This window comes from Segatella albensis DSM 11370 = JCM 12258, from assembly GCF_000426565.1.
Lineage (GTDB): Bacteria > Bacteroidota > Bacteroidia > Bacteroidales > Bacteroidaceae > Prevotella > Prevotella albensis.
This window is the reverse complement of record NZ_AUFP01000002.1, coordinates 25,853-49,891: the sequence shown is the minus strand read 5'-3', so window position 1 is coordinate 49,891 and position 24,039 is coordinate 25,853. Positions and strand designations below refer to the sequence as shown.

Sequence of the window (24,039 nt, the reverse complement as noted above, 5' to 3'; positions counted from 1 at the left end):
ATTCATAACAATGAAATTTCTTAATAAATATATATTATTAGGTGCATTGACCCTCTCTATGGGTCTTACCTCATGTACCGACTATCTGGATAAATCTCCGGAATCTGACATCTCTAGTACGGATGCCTTCAAGGATTTCAAGAACTTCCAGGGTTTTACAGAGGAGTTGTACTATTGTATCCCTGACTTCACCAATGGTTATTGGACTAACTCTTGGAACTGGGGTGAGGATGAAATCATCAATACCGGTGGTGCTAATTTCCATTTCGGATATAAAGTAGACCAGGGTGACTTCTGGGGTTGGCAGAGTGAGCATGACGGCTGGCAGGCTGGTTGGCTTGATCGTGGTTCTGTGGCTAGCTTCAATCCTGGTTCAGACCGTTTCGGTCATAGCTTGTATCCTGGTTGTATGTATGGTATTCGTAAGGCTAACTTGGGTCTTGCCAATATCGACAATTTCAAGGGTACAAAAGAGGAGAAAGATCTGCTCATGGGTCAGCTCTACTTCTTCCGTGCTTGGTTCCACTTCCAGTTGATCCAGTACTTAGGCGGTCTACCTTATATAGATAGAGTGCTCCCTGCAGACGAAGTGTTGAATTTGCCTCGTGAGACATATAAGGAGTGTGCAGACAAGTGTGCTGCTGACTTCCGTAAGGCTGCCGACTTGCTCCCTATCGACTGGGATGATACAAAGGCTATGGGTGGCTTGAAAGGTAAGAACCAGTTGCGTGTCACTAAGATCGCTGCATTGGGTTATCTTGGTAAGAACTATCTCTGGGCCGCTAGTCCATTAATGTCTAAAGGCGTTAAGGGTGATACCTACGATTATGATAAGGATTATGCTATGAAGGCTGCTCAAGCTTTCGGTGAACTCTTCGAGACATTGAAGACTTCTACTTCTAAGAACCCTATCGGTTTGTTGCCATTCGATCAGTATTCTAACAACTTCGTTACTGTAAGTGAAGGTGGTAAGATGCCTGGTCAGACTAAGGACGGTTCTGTTACAGAGGCTATCTTCCGTGGTCCTACCTACGGTTCAGGATGGGGTGCTTCTCGTTGGGGACAGGCTTTGGCTTATGGAGGTAGTGATATCAATGATGGTGGTGTCATCTTCTTGCCAACAGCTAACTATGTTAACTATTATGGTATGGCTAACGGTCTTCCTCTTAATGACCCTCACTCAGGTTTCGATAAGGAACATCCTTGGAAGGGTCGTGACCCACGTTTCTATCACGATATCAAGTTTGATGGTTGCCGTATGGTTAAGAAGGAAACTACCGGTAAGGATGATAACACCAAGTGGCGTTATGCAGACCTCCAGACAGGTGGTGCGTTCAGAAGTGAGACTCGCGGTAGCCGTACAGGTTATTTCGATTATAAGTTTATTACTACAGGATGTAACAAGTGGGATGATGAATATGGATGGTCTCCACAGATTCATATCCATATTCCATGGATGCGTTTGGCTGATGTTTACCTGATGTATGCAGAGTCTATCGTTGCTGCTACCGGTAACCCTAGTGCTAATGCTACTACTACAATGACAGGTCTTCAGGCTATCAATGCGGTTCGCGATCGTGCAGGAGTAGATCCTGTAAGTGGTACTTATTCAACAGATGCACATAAGTTCATGGACGAAGTTCGTCGTGAGCGTGCTGTAGAGTTGGCATTCGAGGGCCATCGTTTCAACGACCTTCGTCGCTGGTTGCTTCTCGACAAGTATCCTTATAATATTAAGACATCACAGGAATTCCAGCGTGTAGAAGGCTTCTCTATCGTAACTGACAAGGATGGTAACAAGAGCATTGTTGGTGCCGGTGATGAGAAGAACGAGAAGGTTTCCGGTTTCAAGGAAGTTCAGATCTTGAAGCGTAACTTCACAGACAAACATTATTGGTTGCCTTTGAAGAAGTCTGATACCCAGCTTTACGAAGGATTCCCTCAAAATCCAGGATGGTAAATCAAATTAATAAATTTACATTTCGAATACAAGAGTTATGAAACAAATATATAATATCGCACTTGGTATGGCTTTGCTCCCTATGGCAGCAATGGCTCAAGACGATGCGGACTACACCGATTCAATTGCCAACAGCAAGGTGAATGTAGCTTTCCGTACCGTTGACAAAAGCGATTTGATGGGTGGTGTCTCTTCTATCAACATGGTAGAGCTCACTCACAAGAACTATACTACCTATAGCCTCGATAATATGCAGGCTTATGTAGGTGGTTATACAGGTCAATTGTGGAACATGGGTGGTGCTCTCGTCATCGTTGATGGTGTTCCTCGTGATGCAAATAATGTTTTGCCTACGGAAATCGAACAGATCACCTTCCTGAAGTCTGCTAATGCGGTAGTTCTTTATGGTAGCCGTGCTGCTAAAGGTGCTATCCTGATTACTACGAAGCGTGGTCGTAACGAAGGTCTGAAGATCAGTGCTCGTGGTAATGCCAGTCTTTTCGTTCCTAAGTCTTATCCTAAGTATTTGGCTTCTGCTGATTATATGAAGCTATACAATGAGGCTTTGCAGAATGATGGTAAAGCTGCTGTCTTCAGTGAGGATGATATCTATTCTTACAGTTTGCAGGATAATCCATATCGTTACCCAAGTTTGAACTTCTTCTCAAGTGATTATTTGAAGAAAACTTATCAGCGTTATGAGGGTGATGCAGAGTTCTCCGGTGGTGGTAAGTTTGCACATTTCTATGCTAACATCGGTTTGTATCATGCCAACGATCTATTGAACTTCGGTGAAAGTAAGAAGAATGGTACTACTCGTCTGAACGTTCGTGGTAACATCGACCTTCGCCTGAACGATTGGATTACCGGTTATGTTAACGCAAATGCTACATTCTATGATATACATAGCGACCGCTCAGACTATTGGTTTAAGTCAGCAAAGATTCGTCCTACTTATCAGGACCATCCTCTTGTACCGCTGATTCCTATCGCTGGTATCGATCCTAACAATCAGACTCTCCAAGATATTGTTGCCAACTCAAACTATGTGCTTGACGGTAAATATCTTCTTGGTGGTACACAGGATTTGCAGACCAACCCATTCGCTGCTATGTATGTAGCTGGTTGGAATAAGTATACAAGTCGTCAGATGCAGTTTGATATGGGTGTGAACTTCGACTTGAACAGTGTTCTGAAAGGACTTACTTTCAAGACTAAGTTTGCTGTAGACTATGCTACTACCTATAATACTACATTGTCTAATGACTACGCAACATACGAGGCTACTTGGGATCCTAATACATATAATGGTATCTCAAATTTGACCAAGTATCAGACAGATAAGCGTACCGGTGTTCCTGGTACCAATGGTACTACTTATAAGCAGACCGTACTTTTCCAGGCACAGTTCGACTACGACCGTTCTTTCGGTCAGCACAATGTAAATGCTACATTGTTGGCTAATGGTTATCAGCGCAGTCTCTCAGGTGAGTATCACCGTATCAGCAACGCAAACCTTGGCTTGCAGGTGGCTTACAACTATGCTCATACATACTATGCTGATCTCTCTATGGCTGGTGTTCACTCTGCTAAGTTGGCTGAGGGTCATCGTGAGGCTGTATCTCCGGTTCTTACTTTGGGTTGGCGTCTTTCTAACGAGAAGTTCCTTGAGAATGCAAAGAGTTGGTTGACCGACTTGAAGCTTACCGCTTCTTATGGTGTAATCAACCAGGATCTTGATATTGAGAAGTATTATATGTACGACAACCTGTTCACTTCTAGTGGTACATGGTGGGGTTGGAGTGAGAGTGCAAACTCTATGCAGACTTCAGACTCTAAGCGTGGTGCAAATGAGAACCTCGGTTTCGTAAAGCGTAACGAGTTCCGTATTGGTTTGGACGCAAACCTTTGGAATGGTCTCATCACATTGGATGCAAACTTCTTTGATGTGAAGACTAATGGCTTGTTGACAACACCAGAGTCATTGATGCCAAGTTATTACCAAACAGGTTGGCCTCAGTCTTCATTCCTCGCTTATATGAACTATAACAATCAGAGTCGTACAGGTTTCGACTTCTCTCTGAATGCTCATAAGAAGTTTGGTGAGGTTGATTTGCAGGCAGGTCTTAATGGTATGGTTTATACATGTAAGAACACTCGCTACAGCGAGAACGTTGCTTACGACTGGTTGAAGAGTGAAGGTGCTCGTATTGATGCTCTTCGCGGTTATCGTTGCCTAGGCTTCTTGACAGAGGACGACATCAAGAATGGTGTTGCTGTAGTAAACAACACAGCTCGTGCCGGTGACTTGAAGTATCAGGATATGAATGAAGATGGTATCATCGATGGTAAGGACCAGGTCGTTCTTGGCCACTGGACACCAGACTTCACACTTGGTTTCAACTTTACTGCTAAGTATAAGAACTTCACTCTCTTCTTGAATGCAACAGGTAACTTCGGTGCTTCTGCTATCAAGAACAACTCTTATGAGTGGGTTTTTGGTACCGGTGACAATGGTAAGTATTCTGAAGTTGTCTTGGGTCGCTGGACTCCGGAGACAGCAGAGACTGCTACTTATCCTCGTCTGACAGCATCTAACGATGGCTCTTTGAACTTCGTAACATCAGACTTCTGGACATATAAGACAGACGCAGTACGTTTGAACAAGGTTCAGTTGACTTATGATTTCCCAGCAACAATGTTTGCAGGTAAGTTTGTCAAGGGTCTTCAGGTATATGCTTATGGTGCAGACTTGTTGACAATCGCTAAAGAGCGTAAATACATGGAACTGAGTGTAGGTAATGCTCCAAATTGCCGTAGCTACAGTCTTGGTGTAAAGGTTAACTTCTAAAATCTTAGAGAAATGAAAAAAGTAAATATTATAGCCTTGGCAATCCTCGCTGTTGCAGGTCTTACCTTCACTTCTTGTGATGACCTGTTTGAGCCTGCTCAGGAGAATAACCTTGGTCTTGATCATATGTATAATGATGCCGGTTATGCTGAAGGCGTACTCGGTAATGCATATACCCGAATCCCATGTGGTAGCTTCCCTTTCAGTGAGGTGGCTACTGATGATGCGGTAAGCAATGACCCATCAAACAGCTGGCGTAAGGCTGCCAGTGGTACATGGACAGCAGACGCTAACCCAACAGAACGTTGGCGCGACTGCCGTGCTGCTATTATGTATATCAATCTGTTCCTTGACCGTGCCGATAAGGTACATTGGGCTGATGACCAGATGGCAGCAAAGATGTTTAACGACCGTGAGAAAGGTGAAGCATACGGTTTACGTGCTATGTTCATGTATTATCTGCTTCAGGCTCATGGTGGTGTAGATGCTAACGGCCAGTTGATGGGTGTGCCTATCATTACTGAGTCAGAGGATGTAAATTCAGAACACAATCTCCCTCGTAATACATTCGCAGAGTGCATGAAGGCTATCTATGATGATTGCGACAAGGCATTGGAGTTACTTCCTATGGAATATAAGGATCTCGCTGATAATTCTCCTGAGATTCCTGCAAAATACAAAGGTGCCAACAGTGGTCAGTATAACCGTGTGTTCGGTAGAATCTTTAAAGGCCGTGTTGACGGTACTATCGTAAAGGCTATCCGTTCACGCGCAGCTTTACTGGCAGCAAGTCCTGCTTTCCAAGCTTCTGGTTACAAGTGGGCTGATGCCGCTGATTATGCTGCTCAGATACTTGACCCTATCGGTGGTGTCGCAGGTATGGATCCTACCGGTTGGACATGGTATGCTAATACCAAGGATATCGATGGTTTCAAGAATGGTGAGTGCCCTAAGGAAATCCTTTGGCGTGGTGAGAAGGGTGAGAATAATGATTGGGAGAAAGACAACTTCCCTCCATCTCTCTATGGTAAGGGTCGTATCAACCCTACCCAAAACTTCGTTGACGCATTCCCTATGAAGAATGGTTATCCTATTGATGTAAAGGGTAGTGGATATGAGGCTGCTGATCCTTATGCAGATCGTGACCCTCGTCTGGCTGCTTTCGTTGTATTGAATGGTAGTAAGGTTGGTGTAAACGATGTTGTCATCAATACCAATGCCGATGCTAAAGATGAGGATGGTAAAACCCCAAATAAGGATGGTATCGACCACGTAGCCAACAGTAGTACCCGTACCGGTTACTATCTGCGTAAGTTGCTCCGTCAGGATATCAACCTTGATCCTAATTCAACAACTAAGCAGTATCATTACACACCACGTATCCGCTATACAGAGATCTTCCTGAACTATGCAGAGGCTGCCAACGAGGCTTGGGGCCCTACAGGTAAGGGTGGTCATAACTATAGTGCTTACGATGTTATCAAGGCCATCCATGAGCGTGCTGGTGTAGGTAATGAATATCTTGAATCTATCAAGAACGACCAGGCTAAGATGCGTGAACTTATTCGTAACGAGCGTCGTATCGAACTTTCTTTCGAAGGTTTCCGCTTCTGGGATCTTCGTCGTTGGAATGTAAATCTTACAGAGACTGCTAAGGGTATGAGCATCAACAATGCAACAAAGACCTATACACCGATAGAGGTAGAGAAGCGTGACTATAAGGATTATATGATTTATGGTCCTATCCCTTACTCTGAGGTTCTTAAGTTCAACGCTCTTGTTCAGAACCGTGGATGGGAAATAAAGTAATCGAATCAAAAAATTAAGAATAAAATGAAAATCAAAAACGTATTACTGTCAATGCTCGCTGTATCAGCAGCAATGTTGACCACCTCTTGCGAAAATGGTGATAGAGAGTTTGACGACTTCGATCGTCAGGCAGTATACTTCGCATATCAGTCTCCGGTGCGTACAATCACACTGGGTGACGATGTATATCCTACAGACCTTGACAATGCACATGAATTTGAGGTTTATGCTACACTTGGTGGCGTATGGAAAAACATACAAGACCGTAAGGTAGAGATTGCTGTCGACAATTCTTTGTGTGATGGTAAGACTTTCGAAGATGGTAAGCCTATTGTAGCTCTTCCTCAGAACTATTATGAGTTGGAGTCTAACCAAGCTGTTATCGAGGCTGGTGAGATCATGGGAGCTGTAAAGGTTCATCTTACTGATGCCTTCTTTAATGATCCTAAGGCCAAGGAGGTTCACTATGTACTTCCTCTTAAGATTGTAAAGGCTGATGCTGATACCGTCTTGGAGTCAAAGAACTATACACTCTATGCTGTAAAGTATAAGAATAAGTACACAGGTTGCTGGTTGAGTCATGGTACCGATGAGATCGATAACAATGGTAAGACTTCTACAAATACTCGCGAACCTGCGGATTTCAGAAAGTACGACCTTCGTTATCTTGCTACAACAGCTCTGAATCAGTGTACATACGCACTTACCGCTACCGTTAATGGTAAGGAGATGACTCGTAACATCGTTCTTACCTTTGATGATAAGGATAATTGCACATTAAGTTCTGCTGATGCTGATTTTGAAGTTTCAGGTACTGGTAAGTGGACTCGTATGGGTGCACCAAAGGCTTGGGGCGATAAAGACCGTGATCTGCTCGAACTCGAATACACAGCAAAGTTCAAGAATGGTGCTGCATATTATAAAGTTTCTACCAAGGAATCTTTGATTATGCGTGACCGTCAGAGTAAGTTTGAAACATTTAACTTCAAATAATCCTAAACAATGAAATACAATAAGATAATTTCATTTGCGGCAGCAGCCCTTCTCGTTTGTGGCTGTGCTGATAATGATATGTATAGCCAGGCTCCTGATGAGCCTGGTGTTACAGGCCAGGATGGCTATGGCTATCTGAAGTCGTATGTAAACCGTAGCGAGAATCCTAACTTTAAGTTGGGTACCGGTGTTTCTGCTGCTGATTTCTTCAAGCATAATCGTGCTTGGGCAGTAACCAAGAACAACTTTGATGAGTTGACTCCTGGTAACTTGATGAAGTTTGGCTCTATCGTGAAGAATGATGGATATATGGACTTCCGTGGTGTTACTGATCTTGTGAATCAGGCAGAGGAAGTTGGTATGACCGTTTATGGTCACACTCTTTGCTGGCATTCACAGCAGAATGTTACTTATCTTAAGAGTTTGTTGGCTCCACCTAACTATTTCTTGCATGTAACAAGTTCTGAGGCAAAAACAAATCCTTGGGATGGTAACATCACCTATACATTGTCTAAGCCTTTGGAGGTTGGTGCAAAATATACTATCTCATTCAAGGGTAAAGCCTCTTCTGGCTTTGATATGCCTTTCTGGCCTGCTTCTGATGCTGCTACAGATAATACACAGTATCTTGCTGCTTTCCAGTTTACCAAGGAATGGTCAGTACTTTCTCAGACATTTGATTGTAAAAAACCGCTCATTAAGTTGAACTTTGAGTTTGGTCCATTCAAGGGTGACTTCTGTATCGATGATATCACATTGGTAAAGGAAGGTACTACCGATAACTTGCTGAAGAATTCAGATTTCGATGATGATAATATCGGAGCGTGGAGCAAACCAGGTTACCACACTCATACAACTATGGCACGTGACAAGGAAGAGGCTGAGAATGCTGGTGGCGAAGAGGCTGCTAAGGATTCCCTCAATAAGGTTCTTGACAAATGGGTTGGTGGTATGATGCAGGCTTGCCAGGGTAAGGTTAAGGCCTTTGATGCTATCAATGAGCCAATGTCTGACTCAGCGCCTACAGAGTTGAAGAAGGCTGGTCGCGATGGTGACACCAAGACTAACTTCTTCTGGCAGGATTATCTGGGCAAGGATTATGCTCGCACAGTAATCGCGTTAGCTCGCCAGTATGGACCTTCTGACTTGAAATTGTTCGTCAACGAGTATGGTCTCGAAGGCGATGGCAACGAGAAGTGCAAGGGCTTGATAGATATGATTAAGTATTGGGAGAGCGATGGCACGACCAAGATCGACGGTATCGGTACACAGATGCATGTTACCCTTTCTTTGGACCCTGCTAAGCAGAAAAAGAACGAGGAGAACATCGACAATATGTTCAAGTTGCTCGCTGCTACTGGTAAATTGGTTAAGATGTCGGAGCTTGATATGGGTATCGATGATGCTAATGGCAAAGCCGTAGAAACCGATGATGCTACCGATGAGATGCTTGAAGCTCAGAAGGCATTCTATCAGTATATCGTGAAGTCATACTTTGCTAATATACCTGCTGCACAGCGTTACGGTATTACACAGTGGTGTCAGACCGACGCTCCAAATGTAGATAATACATGGAGAAAGAACCAGCCTGTAGGTCTTTGGAACAAAGACTTCGTTCGCAAACCAGCTTATGCAGGTTTCGCAGACGGACTTGCTGGTAAATAGAAATATTTTTGTGCATTTCATGGAATAAATTTCATGATTTTTTGGTTCGGAAGACTGTGTCGAGAGACATGGTCTTCCTTTTTCAAGAAGTAAGAAACAAAAAAGTAATTTATATGATGAAGAAAATTTTGTTGGCCGCTTTTGTCTCTGCATTGGGAATACAGGCGGAAGCTCAGACTGCTACCTTTGGCTATTTCGACTACCAAGGTAATGAGTCGCGTTTTAATAAGAATATCGACAAGAATCAGAAATACTATAACCCTATTCTTGCCGGATTCTATCCTGATCCTTCTTTTTGCAGAAAAGGTGACACGTATTATCTTGTAAACTCTAGTTTCTCTTTCTATCCGGGTGTGCCTATTTCTACAAGTAAAGACTTGATCAACTGGAAACCTTCCGGTTTTGTGCTTGATCGTCCTTCACAGTTGCCTCTGCAGCGTCAGAGAGTATCCGGGGGTATCTTTGCACCTGCGATTACTTATAATGAGAAAAACAAGACTTTCTATATGATCACTACCAATGTCGGTGCCGGAAACTTCTTCGTGAAGTCGAAGAATCCGGAGAAGGGATGGAGTGATCCTATCTATCTTCCTAAAATCAATGGTATTGACCCATCTTTCTTCTTCGACAAGGATGGTACCGGATATATCGTACATAACGGTCCTGTAGATGGTAAGGCTGACTATGAGGGACAGCGTGCTATCCGTATTTTCAAATTTGATGTCAATGGGGATAGTATCGTAGGAGACTACAAGCAGATCGTTCGCGGTGGTACACATGTTACGGAACGTCCTATCTGGATAGAAGGTCCACATCTCTATCGTATCGGTAAGTATTATTATCTGATGTGTGCAGAGGGTGGTACATGTGATCAGCATAGTGAGGTCATCTTCCGTGCTAAAAATCCGATGGGACCTTGGGAGGAAAATCCTAACAACCCAATCCTTACACAGCGCTCAGGTCTTGACCCTAACCGTCCTGATATCGTGACAAGTGCTGGACATGCTGACTTGTTGCAGAGTGCAAATGGTGACTGGTGGGCTGTGTTCCTCGGTTGCCGTCCTTATGAGGATGATTTCTATAATACGGGTCGTGATACCTATCTTCTTCCTGTAACTTGGAAGAATGGTTGGCCTGTAATCTTGGAGAAGGGTAAAGCGATGCCTACCGTACTGAATAAGACTGCTTGGCAGAAGAAGGCAGGTAACAAGGCTTTTAAGGCTGGTGAACAATTTGAACCTATGACCGGTAATTTCGGTTATCGTGATAACTTCAAGGAGAGTCAGTTGAATGGGCGTTGGATGTTCCTGCGCAATCCTTCTGAATTCTGGAAGATTACCGATAAGGGGCTACAGATTGCAGCAAAGAATACCAACATCAGTCAGATGGATAGTCCTGCAGCCGTATTTGCTCGTCAGCAGCATACTGATTTCACGGCAGAGACTCAGGTGGATTTCACACCGGAGAACGCGAAGCAGTTGGCTGGTCTCGTTCTTTTGCAGAATGAGCAATTCAATTTTGTCTTTGGTAAAACCAAGCGTGCAGGAAAGACTGTTGTTGTCCTCAATCGTGCTGAGCGTGTGAATGTTACTATCGCTTCTGCCGAACTTACCGAGCAGGAGGCTAAGGAGAATCTTCGTCTGAAGATCGTAGGTAAGGGGCGTTATTATAGCTTCTATTACGCTGCAGGAAATGGTGAGTGGAAATTACTCGCGCAAGGTGTAGATGCCGTTAACTTGAGTACACATCAAAGTGGTGGCTTTATTGGTGCATGCATCGGTTTGTATGCAACAAATAACCAGAATTAACTCAAGATAATATATAGTTTGTTCAGCGAAATATTCGTTGAGGACAGAATCGGGTTCGAAGTGATTTCGAATCCGATTTTTTCTTTTGGGCTTGTTTTTGTGAAAAGAAAGATGTATCTTTGCCGATAAAAGGATAATTGCATGGAACAAATCAATAAGTATAAGCTTACGGCTTCGATGGTGCGTGGTTTTTTCGTGGGCTTCTTCTCGGGATTACTCGATAGTAAGGTGCCTGATTGGAAGAAGAATAAGGATGTGCGTGTCTTGAAAAAACTTGCTGCAGAACATTATGAGACAATACATGGGCATTTTGCCAATGTGTTGTTCCCGCTCTTGCTCACTACGAATTTTGAAAGTTATGAGGCTGCTTTGGAGGATATGAACAAGCGCCATTTCTCTAATGCAACTCCCGTCAAGTTACTTTTGCGTTATGCTTGTAGGGATAAGGAACTCTTTGAGGCTTTGGTCGAAGAATATCAGCGTCAGATGGTGTCTATTCTTCAGGGGCGTTTGCAGCCTTTAGATGAGTTCTATGCGGGTTGGAAGCGTGGAGAATCGGTGGGCGAACTTGATGTCGACCATGCCATTCGTAACACCGTCCGTGCTTTGATGCATGGCTATACATTGGGTATTAAAGCTTCTGGAGTGGGGAAGACGAGTCTCCATCAGGCTTCTGTATTCCGTTTGATGATATCCGGGATGATGATGTTGCTTCATGACGAAGTGTTTGATGTATGGGAAGGCACCGAGGAATCGGGACTTGATGGTGTGTTCCGTAAGGTTTGTATCAATGCTCATAATTATGAGACGCTTGTTAATGAGATGAATCAGGCTTATGAGGATTTGGCAAGAGCAGAGGGTATCGAGTCTGCCGATGATGCAGTAAACTGAAGATTGCATTATCAATTTGAATTCGCCCCATGTTTAACGAACCTTTAATTGTTAAATTTCGTCCTTGAAAAGGCGCTCATAATTCGCGAATTTGGGACTTAAGATGAGTTGATCACGAATATTAGAAATATGATTAAAATGTAATCGCTTGTTTATCAACGAGTTGTGATTTCTTATCTTATTTTACGCTCTAAATATATTGGATTTGTAGGCTTATTCAGTTAACTGCGTAAGGCTACATACCTATTCGCGTAAGTTTACGAAGTTAACTGCGTAAGTCGATGAAGTTAACTTCATTCAAGAAATCAACTTTTTGAAGTGGATTTTTCATACTTTAGGGAGTACGGAGACTTTCTGTACGTTCCAGATGGAGCAAAAAAGTCGACACATTTTCTTTTAACAGTTCTGTGGAAAAGCTTAAAATATTATAAAAGATTTCCTTCGGGATGCCTTCGAGATAACTTCGGAATTCGTTCGGGAAATTTGCACTTGCTAGTTAAAGTTAAGGAATAGGGGTGTTATTGAAGTTTGCAAATCCAACTGGCATGAATCATGGATTTTCAAGTATGCCGGTTGGATTTGCCGATGTGTAAATTTATTACTTGTTTAAAGCAATATTGTAATTGTAATATTGCATATTTCCTGTGATGTCCTCTATAACCTTGAGGAATGGAGGGAAGTTTACTTGCTCATGTTCTGTAATACCCTTTGTTTCAAGTATTTGTAGATTGTTGATAGGGGATAGATAGGTGTCGAGTTCGAAGAACTGACCTTTCCAGATGAAACTCTTGCGAGTTTTGTGAATCGTGTGGCGGTATGGGTCGGCCTGTTGTAAAAGTGATTCATATAGATTTACCCCAATCTGACGCTCGGTCTCAATCTGTTCTTTCGAAGAAATCTTCTTCTTTGTGGTATGTACGTATACGTCCTTACCAGCCCAACTGCGTTTTCTGAGTCGTACTTCGCAATCCGGATCGGCTACAAGATAGGTCTGTGTGATGTCGCTGAGATTGGAATTTGGAATCTCTCCGGTAAGTTCTACGATATATTTTCTTTCCTCTGTGATTGGTTGTGGTAAACCGAGTACATTACTGATCTCCTTTAGTACGCGATAAATCTTGTTATCGAAATTTTCGTGGTTGTTGATAACACGAAGATGAGGATGCCCTGTCCAAGCATTGATTACTTTCTTGTCGAGTTCGCGTGCCAACTCTAGTCCCTCAGTTCGCTCACTATTGTTTGCGGTGGTATAGAATTGTTCGGCACCGTCTGCCGCAGAAACTAGGTGGAGTATGGCATCGTATCGCTCTCTCAGATCGTTAGAGTCTTGGCCGACAGCGCGTGTGATTTCTTCCCACATCTCAGGTTTCATATAGGCAGAAATGTCCATAGCTCCTCGGTCACATATTATGATGGTAGGCATATCAAGTTGCTCTGCCATTTTCATGAAATGATTCTCAAGTTGTAGTTGAATTTCGAGAGTTGATTTTTCGCCTTCATAGAAAAATCCTGGATTCTTTGTTAGATAGTCCATACCAGCTTGTGAAAACATGGTAGGTACTTCGGGAATTGTAAATACCTTAAATCCAAGGCTCGAAAAATGTTCGATTACCTTCACGAGCGCGGTTGTCTTTCCGGCGCATGGTCCTCCAGTGAGAACAATCTTCTTGATATCTTTCATATTTGTTTTGTACGTTTGTCGCAAATTAGATGGCAAAGTTAAGCATTTTATATGTTTGCTCCAAATATTTATTTCAAAACTTAAATATTGTTTGGGAAAATAGTGCTCTATATTTCGCGTATTTTTGAGGAGTTAATCGGTTGGTCATGAATTTTAAAAATATGAGCATATTATTAAGAATGGAATTATAGAGTATATATGGTGTTAAATATTTTTGTAATCTGGAATTTCTTTTAAAAATAAACATTTTTTACTTTCATAATCCATCTTGCAGGCATAATGATTTATGCCATTCGACACAATTAAATAATCTACATGCAGAAGCATATTGTAGACTGAAATCTGATCAAAAACTTTTTGTGTGATTGGGATGTGGGGAGCTTTATATTCTATAATCATTTTAGGTTTCAGTTCCTTGTTATAGAGCACTGTATCTGCTCTAAGATTTTTATCGCCAATTTTCAGTTTAACTTCATTGGCAAGTAAGGTTGATGGATAATTTTTATGCTCTATCAAAAAATGAATGAAGTGTTGTCTCACCCATTCCTCTGGAGTGAGTGCTACATATTTTCTTTTTAGAATATCCCAAATTGTTGGACGCTGTTTCGTGCCCGACAATTTTATTGCATAATCAGGTAGGTTTAATCGAATCATTTTATTAACTTTGTGGCAAAGTTAATAAAAAAATGGCAGAAAAGAAAACGAAAGTTATAACCTATGCTCAGGTTATGAAAGATCTGAAGGCACGAGTCTTTTCACCTATTTATATATTAATGGGTGATGAATCTTTTTATATAGATAAGATTTCTGATTATATTGCCGACAATGTACTGAAACCAGAAGAGCAAGATTTCAATCAAACTGTTATTTTCGGTTCTGATACATCTTCGTCTCAGATTGCTGATTTGGCTCGTCGTTATCCGATGATGTCAGAGTATCAAGTGATCATTGTAAAAGAGTCTCAGAATTTGCGAAATTACGAACCCTTGGAGAAGTATTTCGAAAAACCGTCAAAATCAACGATCTTGGTTTTATGTCATAAAAATGGTTTCATCGATAAAAGAAAGAAGTATTTTACTGCGGCTCAGAAATCCGGTGCTGTGATTTTTGAAAGCAAGAAATTACGTGATCGAGATCTTCCGGGTTTTATAGAAAATTATCTGAAAGTTAAAAAAGTCACAATCGATAACAAAGCTTCGATGATGATTGCTGAACATATCGGTGCTGACCTGAATCGACTCACTTCAGAGTTGGATAAGGTTTTGATTTCTCTTCCGGAAAATGATCGCAGAATCACACCGGATATTGTTGAGAGAGAAATAGGGGTGAGCAAAGAATTTAATTCGTTTGAACTTCGAAGTGCGATAGTCGAGCGTGATATTTTTAAAGCAAATCAGATAATAAAATATTTTGACAAGAATCCTAAAGCTGGTTCTTTGTTTGCTTTTCTCCCTTTGCTCTTTTCTTATTTCCAGAATTTGATGATAGCATATTATGCACCTCAAAGAAATGATCCTGAAGGTCTTGCAAAATTCTTAGAATTAAGGGGAGGGTGGGCTGCTCATGATTATATGAAAGGTATGAGAAATTATTCTGGTATGAAAGTGATGCAGATTATTGGTAAGATTCGAGAAATTGATGCCAAGAGTAAAGGCCTTGATAATCCTAATACGGATGCTGGTGAATTGATGAAAGAACTCATCTTTTTTATCCTACATTAATAGAAGAGTAGGGAATAATAGTCAATTAAACTTTTTTAAGGGTATAAAACCCTATGTTATAGCCCGATTTTAGGTCGAAAATATCTAAAATTGGGCCTTTTTTGTGCTTAAATAGGCCTTTTGAACGCTATTTTAGAGCTAAAAGAAGTAGTTCTGAATAGGGCTAAAAATGAATTAACTCCCTGTAAAATAGATAGTTTACTTAGTTTTTACCTTCTCAAAATTCGCGTATTTGTAAGCATCGTGTGTACTTGTTTTGAGAATCTTTAAAATGGCTTTTTGGTTTCAAAAGCAGGGTTAATTATTTACGATTAACCTTTATTAAGGTTTAGTATTCTAAAGCATTTACATTTTACACTTTTGAATTATAAATGGTTTTTAGTTTATTAAAATGTGAATTTGGAAAATTATATATAATTTATCGTTGTATAATATTGATATATAAAATAATAAATCAACATTTAGATATATAAAATAATAAATATGCACTAGAAGTTTATAACACATAAAGTGCTAGAAACCAGTACTTTACATAAATAAATTGATGAGATAGCGTAGAAATCGTAACAAAACCAGGCCATTATTGTGCATATTTTACGTTTTACAGTTTACAATCCCGTAAATACCTATTTATAACCCAGTTAGTTAACTAAAAGCTCTATATAAAGGGTTATATATACTTTACGATCTTAAAATTTAAATTTATAAAAGTAAAACGTAAAAACTCAGATTATAATATTTAAATTCATGAATTAAAAAGTATAAATACGAATTATAAAAATGAAAATAATTTCAAGATTTGTTGCTTATTCCGTTTTTTTGTTTTACCTTTGTAAAGTCAATAAAAAACTGGTCATAATAGACCAAACTACTAAAATTTGAGTTATGCAAGATAGAATTAGAGAGCTCATGGAGAGCCAACATATGAATCAACAATTGTTCGCGAATGCTACTGGAATTTCAGCAGCATCACTTAGCAGTATTTTTAAAGGTCGTACAAAACCAACTTTGAATCATGTCGAAGCCATTAAGAATACATTTCCTAATATTAATCTTAATTGGTTGATGTTTGGATCTGGATCAATGTTTAATTCTCCAGAACAATCTAGTCAGTCTTCTACTCCAGACACAGATGAGCAGGAAGCACCTATTATCGAGCCTACTATTGATTTCGGTGGTGAGGATTTACCATCGTCAGAGTCTACTTATAATGCTTCTAATATGCGAGGTGTACAATCTACACCTAAAAAAGTTAATAATACAGTGGTTAAAATTATTGACAAACCGCAAAGAAAAGTGTCATCGATTCAAGTTATCTATGATGACAATACCATCGAAATCTTTGTTCCCAAAAAGTAATTTGGTTTCTTCTAGAAAACTATAATCTCTCTATTATAAATCGCATCATGAGGCATCTTTTCAGGTGCCTCTTTTTATTTCCTATACTATATTCGTGTGGCATATTAAAGAGTGAATTGGGCACCTATATTTCTTATACTTTTTATTCTTGGAAATAAAGATGTAGATATTTCTCAAGGCGATTTACTCTTCATTAATGAATTGGATAAAATGCTTCGGGTTTTCATTTTTTTAAGTCTATATTATATATAGGTACAACATATTTTTTCTCCCTAGATATCATCTTATGGCAAATATGTCGAATAAATAAAAGTTGTTTTTTATTTTGTATTTCCTATGAATTGCACTACCTTTGCAAAAACTTCTATATATTAAAAATGAAGAAATATATTCTAGACCTTCAAGTCGTCTCTGTAGAAGCATTAAGTGATAAGCATGTGCTTATAAAATTAACCGACTCAAAGCCTCTACCGGAGATGTTACCTGGACAATTTGTTGAAGTTCGTGTCGATCATTCTCAAGACACATTCCTACGTCGTCCGATTTCTATCCACTTTGTCGATCGTGAACATAATCAACTCTGGTTGCTGATTGCTTCAATTGGTGAGGGAACCCGACAGTTATCAAAACTTCAGAAGGGAGATAAACTGAATTGTGTCCTCCCTTTGGGTAATGGATTTACAATGCCAACTTCTAAAAGCCAAAAGATTCTTTTAGTAGGTGGTGGTGTTGGTGTTGCTCCACTTCTCTATTTTGGTAAACTTATTAAAGATTATGGGGCAGAACCTGTTTTTCTTTTGGGAGCTCGTTCAGCTTCGGACTTACTCGAAGTTGACCTTTTTAGAAAGTATGGTCGTGTGTATATTACTACAGAAGATGCTTCTGTAGGAGAGAAAGGATTTGTGACCGATCACTCGATTTTGCGAGAAGAAAAGTTCGATCAGATTTCAACTTGTGGTCCTAAGCCAATGATGGTAAGTGTGGCACGATATGCCCATTCCGAGAACATCAATTGTGAGGCATCACTAGAGAACATGATGGCATGCGGATTAGGTGCTTGTCTATGCTGTGTTGAGAAGACTACCAAGGGTAATCTGTGTGTATGTAAGGAAGGTCCTGTGTTTAATATTAATCAATTATCATGGCAAATTTAAATGTAAAGATAAATGATCTGGAACTTAAGAATCCAGTAATGACAGCATCAGGTACGTTCGGCTATGGTCTTGAGTTTGCCGACTTTGTTCCATTGAATGAGATAGGTGGTATTATAGTAAAAGGTACCACGCTGGAACCACGTCAGGGTAATGATTATCCTCGATTGGCAGAGACGGCCCAAGGAATGCTTAATTGTGTGGGACTTCAGAATAAAGGTGTAGATTATTTCTGCGAGAATATTTATCCTCAGATTCAGAATATAGATACCAATATGATTGTGAATGTGAGTGGAAATTCACCAGAAACCTATGCAGCCTGCGCAGAGAAAATAGCAACGTTAGATAAGATTCCTGCCATTGAGGTTAATATCTCATGTCCTAATGTAAAATCCGGTGGTATGGCTTTTGGCGTTACTTGCGAGGGAGCTGCCAGTGTAGTAAAAGCTGTGCGCAAGGTATATCATAAGACAATGATAGTGAAGCTGTCACCTAATGTTACCAATATCGCTGATATTGCGCGTGCTTGTGAGGCTGAAGGTGCAGACAGTGTCTCGTTGATCAATACCTTGATGGGAATGGCTGTAGACATCGAAAAGCGCAAACCTATGTTGAGTATTCGTACAGGAGGCTTGAGCGGTCCTGCAGTAAAGCCAGTGGCACTTCGTATGGTTTATGATGTTGCCCATGCTGTTAAAATCCCAGTTGTAGGCCTTGGAGGAATCAGTAATGCCAAAGATGCTATAGAATTCCTGATGTGTGGTGCTACGGCGATAGAAATAGGTACAGCCAACTTTATCGACCCAGCAGTTACCAAGAAGGTAAAAGATGGTATCAATGATTGGCTTGAAGCCCATGGTGTGAAGGATGTAAACGAAATTATAGGTGCGATACAATAGTTAGTAGATAAAAAATGGGGCAACCATAAAGGCTGCCCCAACCAACACAAAAACTAAACTAGACTTAACTAAACATTATGTGCGACTTTCTCAAGTCCCCATAAGTTTAATGCAAATATAATGATTTTTTCTTATAATATCCTTATTGGAAAAGGAAAAAAGTGATTTATTGTTCTCTTTTTATAGTTTAATGGTCTTGTTTAGAAGGAAATTGTCTAAAATTACCATTGCTGCCATCGATTCTACGATAGGCACAGCCCTTGGCAAGACACAAGGATCATGTCGGCCACGGGCAGTCAGTTGTGTAGCATTTCCTTTTATGTCCACCGTATCTTGTTCTCTTAGAAGTGTTGCCACAGGTTTGAAAGCCACTCTGAAGTAAATATCTTGTCCATTACTGATGCCACCCTGTATACCTCCACTATGATTTGTGATGGTAGAAATTCCGTTGCCATCATTGATAAAGACATCATTTTGTTCACTACCACGAGCTGTAATTCCACAGAATCCATCCCCGTATTCAAAGCCTTTCACTGCATTGATACCGAGCATTGCTGCTCCTAGTTGTGCATGTAATTTGTCGAATTCTGGTTCTCCCAGACCTACGGGGCATCCTTTGATGACGCCAGTGATGACACCTCCTATAGTATCTCCGTCAGCCTTTACGGAAGCGATAAGGTCTTCCATCTCTTTGGCTTTTTCCGCATCAGGGCATCTAACAATGTTATCTTCGATTTTATTCAAGTCATATTTAGTATAATCCCTATCGAGTGCAATATTGCCTACCTGAGAAGTATATGCCCACACCGAGATCCCTAATTGTCGCAAAGCCAGTTTGGCCAAGGCCCCCGCCACACATCTTGCGATAGTGATGCGAGCCGATGAGCGTCCACCTCCGCGATGGTCGCGTATACCATATTTATTATAATAGGTAAAATCAGCATGAGAAGGGCGGAACAGACTGCGCATATTCTCGTAATCTTGTGAGTGCTGGTTCGTATTTCTCACTTCGAAGGCAATAGGTGTTCCTGTAGATTTACCTTCGAAGATTCCACTTAGGAATTCCACCTTGTCAGGTTCTTTTCTTCCTGTTGTGATATGACTTTGTCCTGGTCGTCTTCGGTTTAGTTCCTTTTGTACAAAATCCAGGTCGATATCGATACCAGCAGGGAAGCCATCAACGATACCCCCTACAGCGATGCCGTGGCTTTCCCCAAATGTCGTTAGCGTGAATACGTTACCAAATGTGTTCCGCATGTCTGTTCCTCCTTTTTTTAATGGTTATTTTAATGAAGAATGATTAGTGGCAATGGCCGCTACAGTTACAGTCTTCGCCGTTTCCTCCGCAGCATCCTTCACCATTTTCGTGATGATGACCGCCACAGTGACCACAGTTGCCGCTACAACCTTCACCTTCCCCGTTGATGGCACTAATATATTGAGCCACCTCCTCATTAGTAGCCAAACGACTTTCAGAGATAGACCCCTTAAATAGGAGAGTACGACCAGCAAGAGGATGGTTCAAATCGATTTTTACAGTGTTTTCGCCAATCTCTAGCACGACACCGTTGAATCTATTACCGTCAGCATTCTGAAGAGGAACGATTGCTCCCACCTTGATATGTTCAGTATCAAATTTACCCTCAATGCAGAAGATATTTTTATCCAAATCGAGTATGCGCTCATCGACGTGAGGACCATAAGCCTCTTCTGGCTTCAATTCAATTTCAAAGTTATCGCCTTTGTTCAGGTTTACTACAGCCTCCTCGAAAGCAGGAATAGTGATACCCAAGCCAGAGATAAAGTCGAAAGGACGGTTGTCTGTAGTTTCCTCCACTAGTTCCGACTTGCCATCGGTCACGTCATACAGCTTATATTGAGCTGCGATGTACTTGTTGGTTTTATTATCCATTATGATTCCTATATTTTTTGATTTGTGCAAAGGTACGGTTATTTAGCTATAAAACCAAAGAAATAGATGAAAAAAACAGGATATTACACCTTAATATATATAATACCCTGTTTTTCCGGTCCATATTAGCAATAGAATAGTATTACGATCTTTTATTGATAGTAAGTCAATGGAGTTCCAATTCTACGAATAAGTATCAAAATACAAGTAAATATATCAAAATGTAAGCTATACCTGTTGATTTAAGTCAAGAAAGTATGCTGTTTGCGCAAACAATCTAATAAATAGCTTGCGAGATAAATAAATAGTTCATATCTTTGCAATGTCGAAAGAAATAAAGTTTCTCGATAATAGATAAGAGAGATATAATAATTTAGCGACACAAGGATAATGTTTAACGAGCAGGTCCTACGGGCGAAGCTCACAAAGGTAAAAAGATTATGAAGAAGTTAATGATCGCAGTAGTAGCAATGCTTAGTATGACAACAGCTACATTCGCAGCCGATGAGGCAACAGAGGCAACAGCAGTTTACAACATGAACGTAAACATGGATCGTTTAGCTGATGCTTTAGGTATGAACATGGATCAGGAGGAAGCTCTTGAGGATGTACATAAGAACTTCACTGCTGAGTTGATGAGCGCTGCTTCTTTGAAGGGTGACGAGAAAGATGCTAAGATTAACAAGGCTGTTCTCAATGATTTGAAGTATGCTCACGCTATCCTTTCTAAGGGTCAGTATCGTAAGTATCTTCTTTTGCTCAATACCACAATGGTAAACCGTGGTATTATCAAGTAAGAATAGAAAACTTTTTGAGAGAGAAATAAATTGAATCGCATATCATAAAGATATGCGATTTTTTTTTGTGCCTATAATAATTAAAATTTCATGTAAACAGTTGTGACCCTATTTACTTTTTTCGTACCTTTGCATATAATACATAATTAGAGAAATATGAAAAAAGTAAAAGTATTAGTAATTACAGCTATTGCAGCGCTCACGTTGAGTGCATGTGGAACCACCCAGACCGTTCCTATTACAGGACGTACACATCGTATATCATCTACTTACGATGACCAACAGATTCTGAGTCTTTCTACTCAGGAATATCAGAAATTCATGAAGACCGCCAAGAAGAGCACGAATGCTTCGCAGACAGCCATGGTGCAGCGTGTAGGCAGTCGACTGGCCAATGCAGTGGTTAAGTTTCTGAATAATAACGGATATAGTGAAGATGTAAAGAATTACAATTGGGAGTTCAATTTGATACAGGACAAAGAAGCTAACGCATGGTGTATGCCTGGTGGTAAAATCGTAGTATACGAAGGCTTGCTTCCATACACCCAGAATGAAACCTGTCTTGCCATCGTTTTGGGTCATGAGATTGCTCATGCCGTAGCAAAACATAGTGCCGAATTGCTTACCAAGCAGCAGAATCAGAGCACATTGATAGGTTTAGGATCAAGCGTTGTCGGTGCTATTGCGGGAGATGCGAATGTAGGAAAGATCACAGGAGAACTTGCCAGTGGTTATGCACAGTTCCGCAATTTGAAATATAGTCGACAGAACGAACTCGAAGCCGACCATCTAGGGCTTATCTTTGCAGCTATGGCTGGCTATGACCCTCAACAAGCTATACCATTCTGGCAGCGTATGGGACAAAAGTCAGGTTCTGGTAGCAGCGATATCTTCTCAACCCATCCTAGTGACATTAAGCGCATAAAAGCATTGCAGAGTGAGATGGCAGAGGCTATGACTTATTATAAGTCAGCTACAGTCACGAAGAAAACTTCAACCAAGAAAACACCTGCCAAGAAGTCAACCAAGAAACGCTAGCAGGTATCAATAACTATGCCACATTAAACCTATATTACCATGATAGATTTTATTTCATTCAATCTTTGTCACGTAGTATCCAGTTTATGGATACTATGGACAGTAGGCATCTTTGTTTGCCTCATCCTTGAGCTTACCTCCGGTGATTTTTTCATCACCTGTTTCGCTATTGGCGGCCTGTTTGCTGTCGTTGCAGCCCTTATCGGTCTGCCTTTTTGGCTACAAGTTTTGGTATGGGCAATATTCTCCTTGTTGAGCATTCGGCTCATTCGACCACGTCTCGTAAAAAGTCTGCATCGTAGAGGAGAACAACGTGAGAGTAATGCAGACGCCTTGATAGGTCGTGAGGGCGTAGTTATTGAAGACATTCAGCCCGAGCATTCTGGATATGTCAAGGTAGATGGCGATCAATGGCGTGCCATATCCAAAGGCGAGACCATTGTCAAGGGCAAGCGAGTGAGAATCATCGATCGTGAATCCATCATTGTCACCGTCGAAGAAGTTTAATAATCATCATTTATATAATCATGCTATGGAAATAGGAACCTATGTATTAGTAGCCATCGTAGTGATGGTACTTATTTTTGTAAAGATGACCATCGTCATCATTCCACAGAGTGAAACCAAGATCATTGAGCGACTTGGTAGATACTATGCTACTCTTAAGCCCGGTATCAATATCATCATTCCGTTCATCGACCATGCCAAGGAGATTGTGGCTATGAAGAACGGTCGGTATGTATATACCAATACCATTGATCTTCGTGAACAAGTGTACGACTTTGACCGACAGAACGTGATTACCAAGGATAATATCCAGATGCAGATCAATGCCTTGCTTTATTTTCAGATTGTCGATCCTTTTAAGGCTGTCTATGAAATCAATAATCTGCCTAACGCCATTGAGAAACTTACTCAGACCACTCTGCGTAACATCATTGGTGAGATGGAACTCGACCAGACCCTTACCTCTCGAGACACCATCAATACAAAACTTCGTGGTGTGCTTGATGATGCCACCAACAAATGGGGTATCAAGGTAAACCGTGTAGAGCTACAAGATATCACCCCTCCACAGAGCGTACTTCAGGCCATGGAGAAGCAGATGCAAGCCGAGCGTAACAAGCGTGCCGCTATTCTCACCAGTGAAGGTAATAAGCAGTCGCAGATTTTGCAGTCTGAGGGTGATAAAGCCGCTATCATCAATAAGGCCGAAGCTGCTAAGCAGCAAGCTATCCTTAATGCTGAAGGTGAAGCACAGGCGCGCATCCGAAAAGCTGAAGCCGAAGCTATTGCTATCGGGAAAATTACAGAGGCTGTGGGCAAGAGTACCAACCCTGCCAACTATCTGTTGGCACAGAAGTATATTCAGATGCTCAACGAGGTAGCCTCAGGCGATAAGACCAAGACCGTATTCCTGCCTTACGAGTCGAGTAATCTTATGGGCAGCATAGGCGGTATCAAGGAACTTTTTAAGGGTGAATGAAAAAAATCCTTGATAAGA

General features: G+C 41.0%; 19 protein-coding genes. 15 read left to right on the top strand and 4 right to left on the bottom strand.

All coding sequences use genetic code 11. The annotated features are described in order from the left end of the window. The first annotated feature begins 10 nt into the window (after positions 1-10). The 7 genes from K333_RS0101755 to K333_RS0101725 all read left to right on the top strand — a co-directional run bounded on the left by K333_RS0101755 (position 11) and on the right by K333_RS0101725 (position 11,977). Positions 11-1,960: a RagB/SusD family nutrient uptake outer membrane protein gene (locus K333_RS0101755; RefSeq protein ID WP_036889032.1), complete on the top strand. Its 1,950-nt coding sequence runs from the start codon at positions 11-13 to the stop codon at positions 1,958-1,960. A 37-nt stretch (positions 1,961-1,997) separates the two neighbouring features. Beyond that, positions 1,998-4,811: a SusC/RagA family TonB-linked outer membrane protein gene (locus tag K333_RS0101750; RefSeq protein WP_024989177.1), complete on the top strand. Its 2,814-nt coding sequence runs from the start codon at positions 1,998-2,000 to the stop codon at positions 4,809-4,811. Between the two features lie 12 nt (positions 4,812-4,823). Next, positions 4,824-6,620, top strand: coding sequence for a RagB/SusD family nutrient uptake outer membrane protein (locus tag K333_RS0101745; RefSeq protein WP_027452257.1), 1,797 nt, complete (start codon positions 4,824-4,826; stop codon positions 6,618-6,620). Between the two features lie 24 nt (positions 6,621-6,644). Next, a complete protein-coding gene (locus K333_RS0101740; RefSeq protein WP_036885833.1) occupies positions 6,645-7,613 on the top strand; it encodes a DUF5627 domain-containing protein in 969 nt (322 codons plus the stop codon). A gap of 9 nt (positions 7,614-7,622) precedes the next feature. Beyond that, positions 7,623-9,278: an endo-1,4-beta-xylanase gene (locus K333_RS0101735; protein ID WP_027452255.1), complete on the top strand. Its 1,656-nt coding sequence runs from the start codon at positions 7,623-7,625 to the stop codon at positions 9,276-9,278. Positions 9,279-9,391: 113 nt separating this feature from the next. Beyond that, positions 9,392-11,086, top strand: coding sequence for a glycoside hydrolase family 43 protein (locus K333_RS0101730; RefSeq protein ID WP_027452254.1), 1,695 nt, complete (start codon positions 9,392-9,394; stop codon positions 11,084-11,086). Positions 11,087-11,227: 141 nt separating this feature from the next. Next, positions 11,228-11,977, top strand: a complete 750-nt coding sequence (locus K333_RS0101725) for a hypothetical protein (protein WP_024989180.1) — start codon at positions 11,228-11,230, stop codon at positions 11,975-11,977. A gap of 598 nt (positions 11,978-12,575) precedes the next feature. Here K333_RS0101725 and K333_RS0101720 read toward each other — a convergent pair. After that, positions 12,576-13,658 carry an AAA family ATPase gene (locus K333_RS0101720; RefSeq protein ID WP_024989181.1) on the bottom strand — a complete coding sequence of 361 codons (1,083 nt, stop codon included), beginning with the start codon at positions 13,656-13,658 and terminating at the stop codon, positions 12,576-12,578. Positions 13,659-13,862: 204 nt separating this feature from the next. Beyond that, the gene (locus K333_RS0101715) at positions 13,863-14,312 is read right to left on the bottom strand and encodes a type I restriction enzyme HsdR N-terminal domain-containing protein (RefSeq protein ID WP_024989182.1); all 450 of its coding nucleotides are present in this window, start codon (positions 14,310-14,312) and stop codon (positions 13,863-13,865) included. 32 nt (positions 14,313-14,344) lie between these two features. Between K333_RS0101715 and holA the strand changes: the two genes are divergently transcribed. The 4 genes from holA (at position 14,345) to K333_RS0101695 (ending at position 18,788) form a co-directional block, all read left to right on the top strand. Further along, positions 14,345-15,379 carry a DNA polymerase III subunit delta gene (gene holA / locus K333_RS0101710; protein ID WP_024989183.1) on the top strand — a complete coding sequence of 345 codons (1,035 nt, stop codon included), beginning with the start codon at positions 14,345-14,347 and terminating at the stop codon, positions 15,377-15,379. Positions 15,380-16,264: 885 nt separating this feature from the next. Further along, entirely contained in the window at positions 16,265-16,738 is a 474-nt protein-coding gene (locus K333_RS0101705; protein ID WP_024989184.1) for a helix-turn-helix domain-containing protein, read from the top strand. A 377-nt stretch (positions 16,739-17,115) separates the two neighbouring features. Next, positions 17,116-17,892, top strand: coding sequence for a dihydroorotate dehydrogenase electron transfer subunit (locus K333_RS0101700; protein WP_024989185.1), 777 nt, complete (start codon positions 17,116-17,118; stop codon positions 17,890-17,892). Further along, positions 17,880-18,788 (top strand): dihydroorotate dehydrogenase, encoded by a 909-nt coding sequence (locus K333_RS0101695; protein ID WP_027452253.1) that lies wholly within the window; start codon positions 17,880-17,882, stop codon positions 18,786-18,788. The genes K333_RS0101700 and K333_RS0101695 overlap by 13 nt, the downstream gene beginning before the upstream one ends. Before the next feature lie 180 nt (positions 18,789-18,968). Here the strand turns inward: K333_RS0101695 and aroC are convergent, their stop codons facing one another. Both aroC and K333_RS0101685 read right to left on the bottom strand, forming a co-directional pair. Beyond that, positions 18,969-20,045, bottom strand: a complete 1,077-nt coding sequence (aroC, locus tag K333_RS0101690; RefSeq protein ID WP_024989186.1) for a chorismate synthase — start codon at positions 20,043-20,045, stop codon at positions 18,969-18,971. A 43-nt stretch (positions 20,046-20,088) separates the two neighbouring features. Continuing rightward, positions 20,089-20,700 (bottom strand): FKBP-type peptidyl-prolyl cis-trans isomerase, encoded by a 612-nt coding sequence (locus K333_RS0101685; protein ID WP_024989187.1) that lies wholly within the window; start codon positions 20,698-20,700, stop codon positions 20,089-20,091. Positions 20,701-21,140: 440 nt separating this feature from the next. On the opposite strand from K333_RS0101685, the gene K333_RS0101680 reads away from it, so the two are divergent. The 4 genes from K333_RS0101680 to K333_RS0101665 all read left to right on the top strand — a co-directional run bounded on the left by K333_RS0101680 (position 21,141) and on the right by K333_RS0101665 (position 24,021). After that, entirely contained in the window at positions 21,141-21,497 is a 357-nt protein-coding gene (locus K333_RS0101680; protein ID WP_024989188.1) for a hypothetical protein, read from the top strand. Positions 21,498-21,653: 156 nt separating this feature from the next. Beyond that, complete coding sequence (locus K333_RS0101675; protein ID WP_024989189.1) at positions 21,654-22,535, top strand: M48 family metallopeptidase; 882 nt, start codon at positions 21,654-21,656, stop codon at positions 22,533-22,535. A gap of 39 nt (positions 22,536-22,574) precedes the next feature. Further along, complete coding sequence (locus K333_RS0101670) at positions 22,575-23,042, top strand: NfeD family protein (RefSeq protein ID WP_024989190.1); 468 nt, start codon at positions 22,575-22,577, stop codon at positions 23,040-23,042. Between the two features lie 25 nt (positions 23,043-23,067). Beyond that, entirely contained in the window at positions 23,068-24,021 is a 954-nt protein-coding gene (locus tag K333_RS0101665) for an SPFH domain-containing protein (protein ID WP_024989191.1), read from the top strand. The last annotated feature ends 18 nt before the right edge of the window (positions 24,022-24,039 follow it).

Coding starts and splice junctions, on each gene's coding strand:
- K333_RS0101680 (WP_024989188.1), top strand. CDS start 21,141: ATGAAGAAGTTAATGATCGCAGTAGTAGCAATGCTTAGTATGACAACA.
- K333_RS0101735 (WP_027452255.1), top strand. CDS start 7,623: ATGAAATACAATAAGATAATTTCATTTGCGGCAGCAGCCCTTCTCGTT.
- K333_RS0101685 (WP_024989187.1), bottom strand. CDS start 20,700: ATGGATAATAAAACCAACAAGTACATCGCAGCTCAATATAAGCTGTAT.
- aroC (WP_024989186.1), bottom strand. CDS start 20,045: ATGCGGAACACATTTGGTAACGTATTCACGCTAACGACATTTGGGGAA.
- holA (WP_024989183.1), top strand. CDS start 14,345: ATGGCAGAAAAGAAAACGAAAGTTATAACCTATGCTCAGGTTATGAAA.
- K333_RS0101740 (WP_036885833.1), top strand. CDS start 6,645: ATGAAAATCAAAAACGTATTACTGTCAATGCTCGCTGTATCAGCAGCA.
- K333_RS0101725 (WP_024989180.1), top strand. CDS start 11,228: ATGGAACAAATCAATAAGTATAAGCTTACGGCTTCGATGGTGCGTGGT.
- K333_RS0101705 (WP_024989184.1), top strand. CDS start 16,265: ATGCAAGATAGAATTAGAGAGCTCATGGAGAGCCAACATATGAATCAA.
- K333_RS0101755 (WP_036889032.1), top strand. CDS start 11: ATGAAATTTCTTAATAAATATATATTATTAGGTGCATTGACCCTCTCT.
- K333_RS0101675 (WP_024989189.1), top strand. CDS start 21,654: ATGAAAAAAGTAAAAGTATTAGTAATTACAGCTATTGCAGCGCTCACG.
- K333_RS0101745 (WP_027452257.1), top strand. CDS start 4,824: ATGAAAAAAGTAAATATTATAGCCTTGGCAATCCTCGCTGTTGCAGGT.
- K333_RS0101665 (WP_024989191.1), top strand. CDS start 23,068: ATGGAAATAGGAACCTATGTATTAGTAGCCATCGTAGTGATGGTACTT.
- K333_RS0101695 (WP_027452253.1), top strand. CDS start 17,880: ATGGCAAATTTAAATGTAAAGATAAATGATCTGGAACTTAAGAATCCA.
- K333_RS0101670 (WP_024989190.1), top strand. CDS start 22,575: ATGATAGATTTTATTTCATTCAATCTTTGTCACGTAGTATCCAGTTTA.
- K333_RS0101730 (WP_027452254.1), top strand. CDS start 9,392: ATGATGAAGAAAATTTTGTTGGCCGCTTTTGTCTCTGCATTGGGAATA.
- K333_RS0101700 (WP_024989185.1), top strand. CDS start 17,116: ATGAAGAAATATATTCTAGACCTTCAAGTCGTCTCTGTAGAAGCATTA.
- K333_RS0101720 (WP_024989181.1), bottom strand. CDS start 13,658: ATGAAAGATATCAAGAAGATTGTTCTCACTGGAGGACCATGCGCCGGA.
- K333_RS0101715 (WP_024989182.1), bottom strand. CDS start 14,312: ATGATTCGATTAAACCTACCTGATTATGCAATAAAATTGTCGGGCACG.
- K333_RS0101750 (WP_024989177.1), top strand. CDS start 1,998: ATGAAACAAATATATAATATCGCACTTGGTATGGCTTTGCTCCCTATG.